This is a genomic window from Pelomonas lactea (assembly GCF_043555885.1).
GTDB lineage: Bacteria > Pseudomonadota > Gammaproteobacteria > Burkholderiales > Burkholderiaceae_C > Pelomonas > Pelomonas lactea.
This window is the reverse complement of the sequence record NZ_JBIGHX010000003.1, coordinates 365,274-379,244: the sequence shown is the minus strand read 5'-3', so window position 1 is coordinate 379,244 and position 13,971 is coordinate 365,274. Positions and strand designations below refer to the sequence as shown.

Here is a 13,971-nt window from a genome sequence, read left to right as displayed (position 1 = left end):
GGTGGGGATGATAGTCAACGCAGCGCCGCGGCCAGCAGAGGTTTGGCCCAGGCGGGCACGCCGCGCAGCGGCGCGTGCGACATGACACGCCCGGCCTGCATCTGCAGCAGCAGCACCGGCTGCGGCCGCTTGCCGGCGCGCGGGTCGGCCTCCACGCTGTTGTCGTAGACGCGCAGGCTGGCCAGGTGCGGCATCAGCTTGACGAGGTTGCTGCGGCTGGCGTCGAAGCGCTCGCGCACCTTGGCCTCGGGGATGTCGTGCCCACCCGCCGCGACGCGCGCGGCGATGCGCTTCAGGTGCAGCTCGGGCGTCGCCAGGCCGGCAAACCAGACGTGGACTTCGGCGCCGGCCCGCGCCCCTTCCAGCAGCAACCTCGCGATGCTGTGGCCGCCCAGCGTCGTCTCGAACGCGTAGGTCAGGCCGCCGGCCAGCGCCTTCTCCAGGCCGCGGCGGCCCAGCGTCCACGCCAGGCCGTTGGCCTGTTCGGCGGACAGGCCCGGCTGCTGCTCGCGCAGCCGCGCGGCGATGACGTCGGGGTTGAAGAACTCGGCGCCGCTGGCCTGGATGGCCGCACCGCCCAGCGAACTCTTGCCGGCGCCGTTGACACCGGCCAGCACGAAGATCGGCAAGTCAGGCGGCCTTGCGGCGGGGCTTGGCGGCCTTCACGGCGGCTTGCCCCACCGCCTCGGGCGCCATCGCAAACGCGTCGGCCAGCGCCTCGCCCTGCCCCTGCATGCGCTCGAACATCGCATCGAACTCGCCGCTCAGCGCGCCCAGGTCGGGCTCGGCGGCGCGCTGCAGTTCGCGGTAGCGCTCGACGGACATCAGCACGAAGGCCGGCTGGTCGTGCTTGGTGATGAGCACGGCGCCATGGGCAGCCACCGCGCGGCCCACCTTCTGGATGCCGGCCACGAGTTCCGTGGCCGTCACGCTGGGCAGTTGGTCGGCGATGGCTTGTTCGAGGACGGCGGACATGGGTGGCTCCTGGTCAGGCCCACCCATTTTCCCTATTTTGGGAAAAATAGGAAATCAATGGGCTTCTTCCCAGTTGCTGCCCACGCCCACCTCGGCCAGCAGCGGCACCTTGAGCTGGGCCACGCCGGCCATCAGCCGCGGCACCTCGATGCGCATCCAGTCCAGCTCGGCTTCGGGCACCTCGAACACCAGTTCGTCGTGCACCTGCATGACGATCTTGCTCTGCTTGCCGGCGCGGTCCAGCTCGGCCTGCACGGCCAGCATGGCCAGCTTGATGAGGTCGGCCGCCGTGCCCTGCATGGGCGCGTTGATGGCCTGGCGCTCGGCACCGGCGCGGCGCTGGCCGTTGCCGCCGCGGATCTCCGGCAGGTAGATGCGGCGGCCGAACAGCGTCTCGACGTAGCCGCGCTCGGCGGCGCCGGCCTTGGTCTCTTCCATGTAGGTCTTCACGCCGGCGAAGCGGGTGAAGTAGCGGTCGATGTAGTCCTTGGCGGCCTTCTGCTCGATGCCCAGCGCCGACGCCAGGCCGAACGCGCCCATGCCGTAGATGAGGCCGAAGTTGATGGTCTTGGCATAGCGGCGCTGCTCGCTGGACACCTCGTCCAGCGGCACGCCGAACACTTCCGAAGCCGTCGCGCGATGCACGTCCAGGCCATCCTGGAAGGCCTTCAGCAGGCCCGGGTCCTCGCTGATGTGCGCCATGATGCGCAGCTCGATCTGCGAGTAGTCGGCGCTGACGATCCTGCAGCCCTCGGGCGCGACGAAGGCCTCGCGCACCTTGCGCCCCTCGGCCGTGCGGATGGGGATGTTCTGCAGGTTGGGCTCGTTGCTGGACAGCCGCCCCGTCACCGCCACCGCCTGCGCGTAGTTGGTGTGTACGCGGCCGGTGTGCGCGTTGACCTGCAGCGGCAGCTTGTCGGTGTAGGTGCTCTTGAGCTTGGACAGGCCGCGGTACTCCAGGATCTTGGCCGGCAGCGGGAAGTCGGCGGCCAGCTCGGTCAGCACCTCCTCGTCGGTGGACGGCGCGCCGGTGGCCGTCTTCTTGACGACCGGCAGGCCCAGCTTGGTGAACAGGATGTCGCCGATCTGCTTCGGGCTGCCGATGTTGAAGGGCTGGCCGGCGATGTCGTAGCACTGCTGCTCCAGCGTGACGAGGCGCTGGCCGATCTCGTGGCTCTGCTGCTGCAGGCGCTCGGTGTCGATGAGCACGCCCGTGCGCTCGATGCGCGCCAGCAGGTCGGCGGTGGGCATCTCCAGCTCGTAGATGCGCTTGAGGCCGGCCTCGGCCTCGATCTGCGGCCACAGCACGCTGTGCAGGTGCAGGCACATCTCGCTGTCTTCGCCCGAGTAGGTGGTGGCCTTGTCGACCGCCACCTGCGCGAACGGGATCTGGTGCACACCCTTGCCGCACAGGTCCTCGTAGCTCAGGCCCTTGCGGCCCAGGTGGCGCTCGGCCAGCGCTTCGAGGTTGTGGGTCTTGTGCGCCTCCAGCACATAGCTCTGCAGCAGCGTGTCGTGCTGCACGCCGGCCAGCTGGATGCCGTGGTTGAGGAAGACGTGGCGGTCGTACTTCAGGTTCTGGCCGATCTTCTTGGCCGACTCGTCCTGCAGCCAGGGCTTGAGGCGCGCCAGCACCTCGTCGAACGGTAGTTGCTCAGGCGCATCCGGGCCGCTGTGGCGCAGCGGAATGTAGGCGGCCTCGCCCGGCTTGTCGGCAAACGAGATGCCGACGATGGCGGCGGCCATCGGGTCCAGCGAATCGGTCTCGGTGTCCAGCGCACACAGCGGCGCGGCGCGCAGCCGGGCGATCCAGGCGTCCAGCTGCTCGAACGTGAGGATGGTGTCGTAGCGGCGTGGCAGGTCGGCGGCGCCGGCGGGCGGCTCGGGCTCGTCGAACAGGCCGGGGCTCGCCACGGCGGCGGCCTTGGGCTTGGGCGCGGGTGCCACGCCCGTCAGCTCCTCCAGCCAGGCCTTGAAGCCGCTGCGCGTGTAGAACGCCGCCAGCGCCTCCCTGGCCGGCTCACGGAAGGCGAGTTCGTCCAGCAACGGCCAGCCATTCACGTGGTCGGCCAGCTCACAGTCCAGCTTCACGGTGACGAGCTTGCGGCCCATGGGCAGCCAGTCCAGCGCGGCGCGCAGGTTCTCACCGGCCTTGCCCTTGACGCTGGCCGCCGCGGCGATGACACCGTCCAGCGAGCCGTACTCGGCAATCCACTTCGCCGCCGTCTTGGGGCCCACGCCGGTCACGCCGGGCACGTTGTCCACGGTGTCGCCCATCAGCGTCAGGTAGTCGATGATGCGGTTGGGCGGCACGCCGAACTTGGCCAGCACGCCGGCCTCGTCCAGCCGCTCGTTGCTCATCGTGTTGATGAGCTCGACATCGGGGTTCACCAACTGCGACAGATCCTTGTCACCCGTCGACACGATGACGCGATGCCCCTGCTCGGCGCCAACGCGGCACAGCGTGCCTATGACGTCGTCCGCCTCCACGCCCGGCACCGTCAGCGTGGGCCAGCCCAGCAGCTTGACGACCTCGTGGATGGGCTCGATCTGCGCGCGCAGCTCCGGCGGCATCGGCGAGCGCTGCGCCTTGTACTCGGGGTACCACTCGTCGCGGAAGGTGGGGCCGGACGCGTCGAACACGCAGACGGCGTGCTCCGCGCCGACGTCGCTCTGCAGCTTCTTCAGCATGGCCACCATGCCGCGCACCGCCCCGGTGGGCTGGCCCTCGGGGCCGCGCAGGTCGGGCATGGCATGGAAGGCGCGGTAGAGGTAGCTGGAGCCGTCGACCAGCAGCAGGATGGGTTTGCTCATGGGGTGGGATTCTCGGCGAGCCGCCCACCTAGAATCGGCAGCATGCGTCGCTTCACCGCCCTGCTGCTGCTCGCAGCCGTTGCTGCCCCCGTCCTGGCCGACCCGCCGCCCGAGCCCAAGGTCGAGCAGACCGTGGCCGAGGACGACCAGGTCCGCATCGAGGAACTCAAGGTGCGCGGCGAGACCAAGAAGGTCACGGTGAAGAACAAGCTCACCAAGGCCCCCGACTACGAGATCGTCGTCAACGACGCGGGCCGCGAGTCGGCCGGCGGCAGCGGCACCGGCCTGAGCAAGAGCGGCTCCGGCACCCGGGTCTGGCGCGTCCTCAAATTCTGATTGCCCGCGGCGCCCGCCGCCGCAGCCCAGCCCCCACGTCATGGCCGTTTTCACCGAAGTCAGCCCCGCGCAGGCCCAAGCCCTGCTGGATCACCTCCACCTGGGGCAGCTCAGCTCGCTGCGCGGCATCGGCGCCGGCATCGAGAACACCAACTACTTCGTCGACTGCACCGGCGACGACGGCCACCTGCACCGCTACGTGCTGACGCTGTTCGAGCGCCTCACTGCCGAGCAGCTGCCGTTCTACCTGCGGCTGATGCAGCACCTGGCCCAGCGCGGCGTGCCGGTGCCCGAGCCGCATGCCGACGCGACGGGCGAGATCCTGTTCGAGGTGGCGGGCAAGCCCGCGGCCATCGTCGACCGCCTGCACGGCGGCCACCAGATGGCGCCGGACGCCTTCCACTGCCAGCAGGTGGGCGCCACGCTCGCGCAGATGCACCTTGCCGGGCGCGACTACCCGCTGCACCAGCCCAACCTGCGCGGCCTGGCCTGGTGGCAGCAGGTGGTGCCGCAGCTGCTGCCCTTCCTGAACGCCGATGAGCGCGCGCTGCTGACCAGCGAGCTGGCCTACCAGCAGCAGCTGGCCGCGTCGGCCGGCTACGCCGAACTGCTGCAGCACCACTCGGGCCCCATCCACGCCGACCTGTTCCGCGACAACGTCATGTTCGAGCCCGGCGAGGGCCCGGGCCGCGAGCGGCTGACCGGCTTCTTCGACTTCTATTTCGCCGGCGTCGACACCTGGCTGTTCGACCTGGCCGTGTGCCTGAACGACTGGTGCATCGACCTGGCCGACGGCCGCCTCATCACCGAGCGCGCCGCCGTCTTCGTCGCCGCTTACGAGAGCGTGCGGCCGCTGTCCGGCACCGAGCACCGGCTGCTGCCCGCACTGCTGCGCGCCGCGGCGCTGCGCTTCTGGGTGTCGCGCCTGTACGACCTGCACCTGCCGCGCGAGGCCTCGCTGCTGAAGGCGCACGACCCGCGCCACTTCGAGCGCGTGCTGCGCGAGCGCATCAGCAAGCCCTGGCATGCCATGCCGCTGGAGAGTCTTGAATGACCATGCAGTTGCACCTGCAGCAGGTCCCGGCTGCCAATGGCCGGCTGTGGATTCGGCACGGCTTTCGCGTCTTCCGGCGCCAGCCTATGGCCTTCGTCGGCCTGATGGGCCTGGCGCTGCTGGCCTCCATGCTGCTGACGGCGCTGCCGCTGGTGGGCCCGCTGCTGGGGCTGATGGCCATCCCGATCTGCTCGCTGGGCTTCATGCTGGCCACGCACCTGGTGCTGCAGAAGAAGATGCCCACGGCGGCCGTCTTCGTCGCGCCGCTGCGGCTGACGCCCGAGCGCCGCAACCGCCAGTTGGTGCTGGGCGCCAGCTTCGCGGTGCTGGCGCTGCTCATCCTGATGGCCGCCAACGCCATCGATGGCGAAGCGACGCGGGCCGTGATGGAGCTGATGGAGAAGAAGGGCTCGGCGGAGGAGTTCGCCAAGGTGGCCGAGGACTCGCGCATCGTCTGGGGCGCGCTGCTGCGCTTTGGCGGGCTGGCGCTGCTGTCGGTGCCCTACTGGCACGCACCGGCACTCATCCACTGGGGCGGCCAGGGCGTGGGCCAGGCGCTGTTCTCCAGCACGCTGGCGCTGTGGCGCAACAAGGCGGCCTTCGCGCTGAACGGCCTGCTGTGGGTGGCGGCCTTCCTGGTGCTGTCCATGGCCATCACGATGGTGTTCACCGCGCTGGGGCTGCTGCAGGCGGCGCCGGTGGTGATGCTGGTGGTCGGCATGCTGGCCTGGGCGGTGTTCTACGCGTCGCTGTACTTCAGCTTCGTCGACTGCTTCATGTTCGGCGCGCCTCAGGACCTGCTCGACAGCAAGACCTGAGGCCGGCGCGGGCGGCGGGCCACCCCGCTTTTAACGATATCGACATGCAAAAAGCCTAGATTGCGGCGCTTTCCACAGCTGCGCAGTCTGCCGCTTTCATGTCCCGACCCAACGCTCTCCAACGCCGCCAAGCCCTGAAGTTCCTGGGCGCCCCGCTCATGCTGCCGCTCGGCGGCTCGGCCATGGGCAGCCTGCTGACCGCCTGCGGCGGCGGCACCAGCGGCCCCACGCCCAGCATGACCGGCGCCAGCTTCACCGGCATGGCCGCCCCGTCGCTGGCCACGCCGGCCGACATGGCCAAGACGCTCGTGGCCTCGACACTCAGCGTCAAGTACACCGACAACAGCACGCAGGACTACGCGCTGGCCTACCAGCCCTTCTTCACCACCGGCGACCTCGTGCCGGACGGCAAGGGCGGCACCGTCCTTGCGGGCGGCTATGTCGACTTCGCCGGCAAGCCCATCATCGACACCACGGTCGCCGGCAAGGAGCGCCAGTTCTTCAGCGACTCGCCGGACGGCACCTCGCTGCTGAAGCTGCCCAACGCCAGCGTCACCGGCGTGAAGGGCAACGCCGTGTTCGCCGTCGTGCAGTTCGAGTACACGACCTGGGCACAGGACGGCAAGACCGACATGTACGGCCGCCTGCCCTCCCCCATCGCCGTGCTGACGCTGGACCAGGACCCCGCCACCGGCAAGCTGTCGCTCGTGAAGTACCACAACGTGGACACCGCGCCCGCGATGGGCCTGTGGATCACCTGCGGCTCCAGCCTGTCGCCGTGGGACACGCACCTGTCCAGCGAGGAATACGAGCCCGATGCCTTCACCGCGTCGACCAGCGCCCAGTTCAAGGCCTACAGCAAGAACCTGTTCGGCGACGAGACCAAGGCCAACCCCTACCACTACGGCCACCTGCCCGAAGTGACCGTCAACCCCGACGGCACCGGCACCATCAAGAAGCACTACTGCCTGGGCCGCATCTCGCACGAGCTGATCCAGGTCATGCCCGACCAGCGCACCGCCATCATGGGCGACGACGCGACCAACGGCGGCTTCTTCATGTTCGTGGCCGACAAGGCCAAGGACCTGTCGTCGGGCTCGCTGTACGTCGCCAGGTTCGGCACCGGCTTTTCGCTGGACCCAGCCGCCGCGGGCGCCGCCATCACGTGGATCAAGCTCGGCTCGGCCACCAGCGCCGAGATCAAGACGCTGGCCGACACGCTCAAGCCCACGGACATCATGGACGTGTCCAGCACCGACCCGGGCGATGCGACCTACACCAAGATCTGGTTCAGCAAGAAGGTGCAGTGGGTGCGCGTGAAGCCCGGCATGGAGAAGGCCGCCGCCTTCCTGGAGACGCACCGCTACGCCGCGCTCAAGGGCGGCTCGATGGCCTTCACGAAGATGGAAGGCACCACCGTCAATGCGCGCGACAAGATCGCCTACTCCGCGCTGCAGAACATGCAGGACTCCATGGTGCGCGGCGACGCGGCCTGGAACCCGGACTACAACATCACCATCGAGAAGAAGCTGAACGCCGGCGGCGTGCTGGCCCACACGCTGAGTGCCGGCCAGAAGGACAGCACCGGCACCGCCATCGACAGCGAATGGGTGCCGTCGCTGACGAAGACGCTGCTGATCGGCGAAGACCTCGCCGCCGCCGATGCTCTGGGCAACCTCGCCAACCCCGACAAGATCGGCGCGCCGGACAACCTGAAGTTCTCCGAGCGCATGCGCACTCTGTTCATCGGCGAGGACAGCAGCTATCACGTCAACAACTTCCTGTGGGCCTACAACGTCGACACCAAGACGCTGAGCCGCATCGCCTCCATGCCGTCGGGCGCCGAGGCGACGGGCCTGGGCGTGGTGGACGACCTGAACGGCTGGACCTACATCACCAGCAACTTCCAGCACCCGGGCGACTGGGGCGTGCCGCTGCACAACGTCGTGAAGGCCACGCTGGATCCGCTGGTGCGCGCCAACTACAAGGACCGCTTCGGCGCCCAGGTGGGCTACCTGACGGGCGCAGCCACCGGCATGCGGCTGATGAAGGCGTGACCCCCACGGCACGCCGGGCGCCAAGCAGGCGCTGACGCACGAAGGGGCTGCCATCGCAGCCCCTTTTTCCATGGCGGCGCCGCCAGCCTGCCGACTTCACACTGACCTCATACGTACCTCACCGAGGCTGCGCACACTGCCCGCACCGCCACCGGCAGCCCGCGCCCCTCGCGTGCGGGGCCGAGTCGCAACCAGGCTCGCATGAAGGTCCTCCTGATCAACCCGCCGCACACCGCCATCGGCAGCCGCATCCCCGATGACCACCTGCCGCCGCTGGGGCTGCTCTGCATCGGCGGGCCGCTGCTGGACGCCGGCTTCAACGTGGAACTGCTCGATGCGGACCTGGGCAACCTGCCGCTGGCGCAGATCGTCGACGACACCGCGCGCCGCCAGCCGGACGTGGTGATGCTGGGCCACTCCGGCTCCAGCTCGGCCCACGCCACCGTGGTGACGCTGTGCGACGCGCTCAAGCAGCGGCTGCCGCAGGTCATCACCGTCTACGGCGGCGTGCACCCGACCTACCACTGGGACGAGATCCTGGCCGGCTGCCCCGGCATCGACGTCATCGTGCGCGGCGAGGGCGAGCAGACCGCGGTGGACCTGATGCAGGCCCTGCGGGAGCAGCGCGACCTGCGCGCGCTGCGCGGCGTGGCCTTCCGCGCGACGCGGCCCGACGGCACGGCCGAGGTCGTCGACACGCCCGCTGCCGCGATGCTCCGCTGCCTGGACGACTACCGCGTCGGCTGGGAGCTGATCGACCACGCCCGCTACACCTACTGGGGCGGCAAGCGCGCGGTGGTCGTGCAGTTCTCGCGCGGCTGCCCCTACCTGTGCAACTACTGCGGCCAGCGCGGGTTCTGGACGCAGTGGCGGCACCGTGACCCGGTCAAGCTGGCGCGGGAGATCGCCCGCCTGCACCGCGAGCACGGCGTGGAGCTGATCAACTTCGCCGACGAGCTGCCCACCGGCTCGCGCAAGCTGTGGCGCGCCTTCCTGGAGGCGCTGATCGAAGAGAACGTGCCGGTTCTGCTGGTGGGCTCCACCCGCGCCGGCGACATCGTGCGCGACGCCGACATCCTGCACCTCTACCGCCGCGCGGGCGTCATCCGCTTCCTGCTGGGCATCGAGTCGTACAGCGAGAGCACGCTCGCCCACATCCGCAAGGGAGGCAGCATGCACGAGGACCAGCAGGCCATCCAGCTGCTGCGCCGCCACGGCATCCTGTCGATGGCCACCTACGTCGTCGGTTTCGAGGAGGAACGCGACCGCGACCTGTGGCGCTCGCTGCGCCACCTGCTGCGCTACGACCCCGACCAGATCCAGCTGCTGTACGTGACGCCGCATCGCTGGACGCCGTTCTACAAGACCGCCGCGCACCGCCCGGTCATCCAGCTCGACACCCGCCGCTGGGACTACAAGCACCAGGTGCTGGCCACGCGCCACATGCCGCCGTGGCGGCTGTTCCTGTGGTTCAAGTCCATGGAGCTGATCCTGCAGCTGCGGCCCCGCGCGCTGTACCGGCTGCTGCTGCACCCGGACCCGGTGCAGCGCCAGTCCATGCGCTGGTACTCGGAGATGGGCCGGCGCGTGTGGCTGCGCGAGGTGGCCGAGTTCATCTTCACGACCAAGACCATGACCAATTTGCAGCGCCGCGGGCCGACGCTGCAGGAGTTCCTCGGCCCGTCGCTGGAAGACCGCGAGTACGCGCTGTCCAAGGCCGCGCCCGCGCGGCGCACCATCCCGCTGAAGGCCGCATGAGCGCCGCCACGCACTGGCTGGAGGTTGCAGACCGCCGCGGGCTGCTGCCCGTGCAGCTGCTGGGGCCCTACGCCAGCGCCGACCTGGCCACGCGCGCCCGGCGCGGCGTGCTGCGCGTGCTGAATGCCGGCCGCTATGCCGTCAGGGTGGTCAGCGGCCCCGCGGAATCGAGTACGTGCCCGTGGCATGCGCCACCGGCTCGTCCTCGCCCTCGGAGTAGATCGCAACCTCTCCCACCGCCAGCGCCTTGCCCAGCTTGAGCAGCCGGCAGCGCGCGACGACGCGCCGGTCCGCCCGCGGCTTGCGCAGGAAGTTGATGGAGAGGTTCGTCGTCACCGCCAGCGGCACGATGCCGATTCGCGCCAGGATGGCGATGTAGAGCGCCACGTCGGCCAGCGTCATCATGACCGGGCCCGACACCGTGCCGCCCGGCCGCAGTTCCGCCTCGCCCACGGGGTGCGCCACGACGACGCTGCCGTCCTCGTCCAGCTCCTCCAGCGTGCAGCGGCTCTGCGGGAACTCGGCACGCAGGAAGTCGTTCAACTCTTGCAGCGTCGGCATGCGGGCTCCTTCAGTCGATGGGGGTCAGCTTGGCGACCGACAGCGCCAGCCACTTGGTGCCGTGCCGGCCGAAGTTGACCTGCGCCCGCGCATCGGCGCCCGCGCCTTCCAGCGTCAGCAGCACGCCTTCGCCGAACTTGGTGTGGAACACGCCCTTGCCGACGCGCAGCCCACCATGCTCCTCGGACACCTTGGGCTTCATGCTGGCCGGCACCGGCGGCTCCACCCAGGCCGGCTTGGCGACGTTGCCTGCGCCCACCATGCCCTTCAGGCCCGAGCCGCGGTCCCAGGCGTTCTGGTACTCCCGCGCAAAGCCGGAGCCGAAGCCCTGGTTGCGCGGCGTCAGCCACTTCAGCGCTTCCTCCGGCAGCTCGTCGAAGAAGCGGCTCTTGATGTGATAACGCGTCTGCCCATGCAGCATGCGCGTCTGGCAGAAGCTCAAAGAGAGCTTCTTGCGCGCCCGCGTGATGGCCACATACATGAGGCGGCGCTCTTCCTCCAGCCCGTCGTGGTCGGACATCGCGTTCTCGTGCGGGAACAAGCCTTCTTCCAGCCCCGTGATGAACACCGCGTCGAACTCCAGGCCCTTGGCCGAATGCACGGTCATCAGCTGCACGGCGTCCTGGCCGGCCTGCGCCTGGTTGTCGCCGGCTTCCAGCGAAGCGTGGGTGAGAAAGGCCACCAGCGGCGACATGATCTCGCCGGTCTCGGCATCGGGCACCGCGCCGGGCGTGCCGGCGGTCTGCAGGCCGGGCGCCACCTCGTCCACGGGCAGGCCCACGGCGTTCTTGCCGAAGCCCTCCTGCATGACGAAGGCCTCGGCGGCGTTGATGAGTTCGTCCAGGTTCTCCAGCCGCTCGGCGCCGTCCTTGTCGGTGCGGTAGAAGTCCAGCAAGCCGGAGGTCTCCAGCACCTGCTCGATGATCTCGCGCAGCGTCATGCCCTGCGTGAGGTTGCGCGTGGAGTCGATGAGGTTGGTGAAGGCCAGCAGGTTGGCGCCGCCCTTGCCGGCAATGGCGCCCACGCTCTGGTAGAGGCTGCGGCCCGTGGCCTTGGCGGCGTCCTGCAGGTTCTCCAGCGTCTTGGCGCCGATGCCGCGCGTCGGGAAGTTCACGACGCGCAGGAAGCTGGTGTCGTCGTTCGGGTTCTCCAGCAGCCGCAGATAGGCCAGCGCATGCTTCACCTCGGCGCGCTCGAAGAAGCGCAGGCCGCCGTACACGCGGTACGGGATGCCCGAGTTGAACAGCGCCGACTCGATGACGCGCGACTGCGCGTTGCTGCGGTACAGCACCGCGATTTCCTTGCGGTCCAGCCCGCCGCGGTGCAGCTGCTGCACCTCCTCGATCAGCCACTGCGCCTCGGCAAAGTCGCTCGGCGCCTCCTGCACGCGGATGGGGTCGCCCTGGCCGGCGTCGGTGCGCAGCGTCTTGCCCAGGCGCTGGCTGTTGCGGCTGATCAGCTCGTTGGCGGCGTCCAGGATGTGGCCGAAGCTGCGGTAGTTCTGCTCCAGCTTGATGACTTTCTTGACGCGGTACTCGCGCTCGAAGTCGATCATGTTGCCCACGCGCGCGCCGCGGAAGGCGTAGATGCTCTGGTCGTCGTCGCCCACGGCCAGCAGGCTCTGGCCGGTGCCCCGCCCCGAGCCATCGGAATCCGCCGCCCGACCGGGCGGCGGGGCGAACATCTTCAGCCACGCGTACTGCAGCTTGTTGGTGTCCTGGAACTCGTCGACGAGGATGTGGCGGAAGCGGTTCTGGTAGTGCTCGCGCACGGCCGGGTTGTCGCGCAGCAGCTCGTAGCTGCGCAGCATCAGCTCGGCGAAGTCGACGACGCCTTCGCGCTGGCACTGGTCCTCGTAGTTGGCGTAGATCTCGACGAGCTTCTTCGTCTGGTCATCGCGCACCTCCACGTCGCCGGGGCGCAGGCCGTCTTCCTTGCAGCCGGCGATGAACCAGCCGACCTGCTTCGGCACAAACCGCTCCTCGTCCAGCTTCATCGCCTTGATGACGCGCTTGACGGCCGACGTCGTGTCGCTGGCGTCCAGGATCTGGAAGGCCTGCGGCAGGTGGGCCAGCTTCCAGTGCGCGCGCAGGAAGCGGTTGCACAGCCCGTGGAAGGTGCCTATCCACATGCCGCGCACGTTGAACGGCAGCATCGTGGACAGGCGCGTCAGCATCTCCTTGGCGGCCTTGTTCGTGAAGGTCACGGCCATCACGCCGCCGGGGCTCACCTGGCCGGTCTGCAGCAGCCAGGCAATGCGCGTCGTCAGCACGCGGGTCTTGCCGGAGCCCGCCCCGGCCAGGATCAGCGCCGGCTCGGGTGCCGCGGTGACGGCGGCCAGCTGCTCGGGGTTGAGGTTCTTGAGGAGGGGGCTGGAAGCGGCGCCGGCCGCCTGGCCGACAGGGAAGGAAGTCATGCCGGCATTCTAGGGAACGACCCCGGGCGGACCCGCCGGAGCGCCCGGTGGGCGTCGTTCTGCGGCTGGCGATGCGGCTGGCGATACTGCCGGTTTTCCCTGCCTGCTTTCCGATGCCTCGCCTTCGCCTCACGCGCCCCGCGCTCGCCGCCCTCGCCCTCTCGTTCGCCACGCCGGCCGTGCTAGCCCAGGACACCCCGGACGGCCGCTGGCACGGCGGCCTCAGCCTGGCCGGCGCCTTTGCCAGCGGCAACAGCAGCAGCCGCACGCTGGCCGCCAATGCCGACGCCAGCGCCGCGACGGCCGACGACAAGATCAGCCTCTACGGCGTGGCCAACTACGGCCGCAACAAGGTGGGCGGCGTCACCAGCACCACGGCCAACCTGCTGCGCCTGGGCGGCCGCTACGACTTCAACCTGGGCCCGCAGTGGTTCTCCTTCGGCGCCGCCGAGGGCGAGACCAACAAGGCCGGCGGCGTTCGCGACCGCTACAACCTGACCGGCGGCGTGGGCTACCACCTCGTGAAGAACGACACCCACAGCTGGGACGTCTTCGGCGGTCTGGGTTACACCGCCACCCACTTCACCGACGGCAACACGGCCAACGGCGTGCAGGTGCTGCTGGGGGAGGAGTCCAGCCACAAGCTCAGCGAGACCACGACGCTGAAGCAGCGCTTCGTCTACTACCCGGACGGCGGCGAGCTGGGCGACCGCGCCACCTTCGACGCCGGCCTGGCCACGACGATCAGCGGCGGCTGGACGCTCAACGTCGGCCTGGCCAGCCGCTACGCCGACCGCGTGCCCGTGGGCACCAAGAAGACCGACAACCTGCTGACCGTGGGCTTCGGCTACAAGTTCTGACGCCCCAATGCCAGATCAGCGCCGGCGCACCTTGCCGGCCCGCCCCGCCTTGCTCCACTCGTAGGCCTCGCCGTCGGGCGTGAGGCCGCCCTCCACGGCCGCCACGCCGGGCCGGCCCACGCTGCCGTCCAGCTCCGTCGAGATGCTGACGTGCCGGTGCCCCGCCCGGCGCCGCGCCTCCGCGCAGGCCAGCGCCTGCGTCAGCTCGCCGCTGCCAAAGCACTCGCACACCGGCAGGGCCGCGTCGCCCTCGCCGTCCAGCCAATACACCACGATGCCCACGGCGCCTCCACCAAATGAATGAGATGGCCGCCTCCGGCGG

12 protein-coding genes are annotated in these 13,971 nt (G+C 69.5%); 6 read left to right on the top strand and 6 right to left on the bottom strand.

Annotated elements, in window-relative coordinates; all coding sequences use genetic code 11:
* Positions 1-14 precede the first annotated feature (14 nt).
* From ACG04Q_RS10265 to polA, 3 genes are read right to left on the bottom strand one after another with little or no spacing between them, the layout of a single operon-like run.
* Positions 15-629, bottom strand: a complete 615-nt coding sequence (locus tag ACG04Q_RS10265; protein ID WP_394510816.1) for an ATPase — start codon at positions 627-629, stop codon at positions 15-17.
* A gap of 1 nt (position 630) precedes the next feature.
* Positions 631-975 carry a type II toxin-antitoxin system prevent-host-death family antitoxin gene (locus ACG04Q_RS10260; RefSeq protein WP_394510815.1) on the bottom strand — a complete coding sequence of 115 codons (345 nt, stop codon included), beginning with the start codon at positions 973-975 and terminating at the stop codon, positions 631-633.
* Between the two features lie 54 nt (positions 976-1,029).
* Positions 1,030-3,789 carry a DNA polymerase I gene (polA, locus tag ACG04Q_RS10255; protein WP_394510814.1) on the bottom strand — a complete coding sequence of 920 codons (2,760 nt, stop codon included), beginning with the start codon at positions 3,787-3,789 and terminating at the stop codon, positions 1,030-1,032.
* A 42-nt stretch (positions 3,790-3,831) separates the two neighbouring features.
* Here polA and ACG04Q_RS10250 point away from each other — a divergent pair, with 42 nt between their 5' ends.
* The 5 genes from ACG04Q_RS10250 to bchE all read left to right on the top strand — a co-directional run bounded on the left by ACG04Q_RS10250 (position 3,832) and on the right by bchE (position 9,812).
* Positions 3,832-4,125 (top strand): hypothetical protein, encoded by a 294-nt coding sequence (locus ACG04Q_RS10250; RefSeq protein ID WP_394510813.1) that lies wholly within the window; start codon positions 3,832-3,834, stop codon positions 4,123-4,125.
* A 40-nt stretch (positions 4,126-4,165) separates the two neighbouring features.
* Entirely contained in the window at positions 4,166-5,179 is a 1,014-nt protein-coding gene (locus tag ACG04Q_RS10245) for a homoserine kinase (RefSeq protein WP_394510812.1), read from the top strand.
* Positions 5,176-5,997 (top strand): BPSS1780 family membrane protein, encoded by an 822-nt coding sequence (locus ACG04Q_RS10240; RefSeq protein WP_394510811.1) that lies wholly within the window; start codon positions 5,176-5,178, stop codon positions 5,995-5,997. Before ACG04Q_RS10245 ends, ACG04Q_RS10240 begins: the two co-directional genes overlap by 4 nt.
* A gap of 98 nt (positions 5,998-6,095) precedes the next feature.
* Entirely contained in the window at positions 6,096-8,054 is a 1,959-nt protein-coding gene (locus ACG04Q_RS10235; protein WP_394510809.1) for a PhoX family protein, read from the top strand.
* Between the two features lie 201 nt (positions 8,055-8,255).
* Positions 8,256-9,812 (top strand): magnesium-protoporphyrin IX monomethyl ester anaerobic oxidative cyclase, encoded by a 1,557-nt coding sequence (gene bchE / locus ACG04Q_RS10230; protein ID WP_394510808.1) that lies wholly within the window; start codon positions 8,256-8,258, stop codon positions 9,810-9,812.
* 150 nt (positions 9,813-9,962) lie between these two features.
* Here the strand turns inward: bchE and ACG04Q_RS10225 are convergent, their stop codons facing one another.
* Complete coding sequence (locus ACG04Q_RS10225) at positions 9,963-10,373, bottom strand: PaaI family thioesterase (RefSeq protein ID WP_394510807.1); 411 nt, start codon at positions 10,371-10,373, stop codon at positions 9,963-9,965.
* A 10-nt stretch (positions 10,374-10,383) separates the two neighbouring features.
* Positions 10,384-12,789, bottom strand: coding sequence for a UvrD-helicase domain-containing protein (locus ACG04Q_RS10220; RefSeq protein ID WP_394510806.1), 2,406 nt, complete (start codon positions 12,787-12,789; stop codon positions 10,384-10,386).
* 113 nt (positions 12,790-12,902) lie between these two features.
* On the opposite strand from ACG04Q_RS10220, the gene ACG04Q_RS10215 reads away from it, so the two are divergent.
* Positions 12,903-13,649, top strand: a complete 747-nt coding sequence (locus ACG04Q_RS10215; RefSeq protein WP_394510805.1) for a DUF481 domain-containing protein — start codon at positions 12,903-12,905, stop codon at positions 13,647-13,649.
* Positions 13,650-13,664: 15 nt separating this feature from the next.
* Here ACG04Q_RS10215 and ACG04Q_RS10210 read toward each other — a convergent pair whose 3' ends face one another.
* A complete protein-coding gene (locus ACG04Q_RS10210; RefSeq protein WP_394510804.1) occupies positions 13,665-13,931 on the bottom strand; it encodes a hypothetical protein in 267 nt (88 codons plus the stop codon).
* Positions 13,932-13,971: the final 40 nt, after the last annotated feature.

Coding starts and splice junctions, on each gene's coding strand:
- ACG04Q_RS10260 (WP_394510815.1), bottom strand. CDS start 975: ATGTCCGCCGTCCTCGAACAAGCCATCGCCGACCAACTGCCCAGCGTG.
- polA (WP_394510814.1), bottom strand. CDS start 3,789: ATGAGCAAACCCATCCTGCTGCTGGTCGACGGCTCCAGCTACCTCTAC.
- ACG04Q_RS10250 (WP_394510813.1), top strand. CDS start 3,832: ATGCGTCGCTTCACCGCCCTGCTGCTGCTCGCAGCCGTTGCTGCCCCC.
- ACG04Q_RS10245 (WP_394510812.1), top strand. CDS start 4,166: ATGGCCGTTTTCACCGAAGTCAGCCCCGCGCAGGCCCAAGCCCTGCTG.
- ACG04Q_RS10240 (WP_394510811.1), top strand. CDS start 5,176: ATGACCATGCAGTTGCACCTGCAGCAGGTCCCGGCTGCCAATGGCCGG.
- ACG04Q_RS10235 (WP_394510809.1), top strand. CDS start 6,096: ATGTCCCGACCCAACGCTCTCCAACGCCGCCAAGCCCTGAAGTTCCTG.
- bchE (WP_394510808.1), top strand. CDS start 8,256: ATGAAGGTCCTCCTGATCAACCCGCCGCACACCGCCATCGGCAGCCGC.
- ACG04Q_RS10225 (WP_394510807.1), bottom strand. CDS start 10,373: ATGCCGACGCTGCAAGAGTTGAACGACTTCCTGCGTGCCGAGTTCCCG.
- ACG04Q_RS10220 (WP_394510806.1), bottom strand. CDS start 12,789: ATGACTTCCTTCCCTGTCGGCCAGGCGGCCGGCGCCGCTTCCAGCCCC.
- ACG04Q_RS10215 (WP_394510805.1), top strand. CDS start 12,903: ATGCCTCGCCTTCGCCTCACGCGCCCCGCGCTCGCCGCCCTCGCCCTC.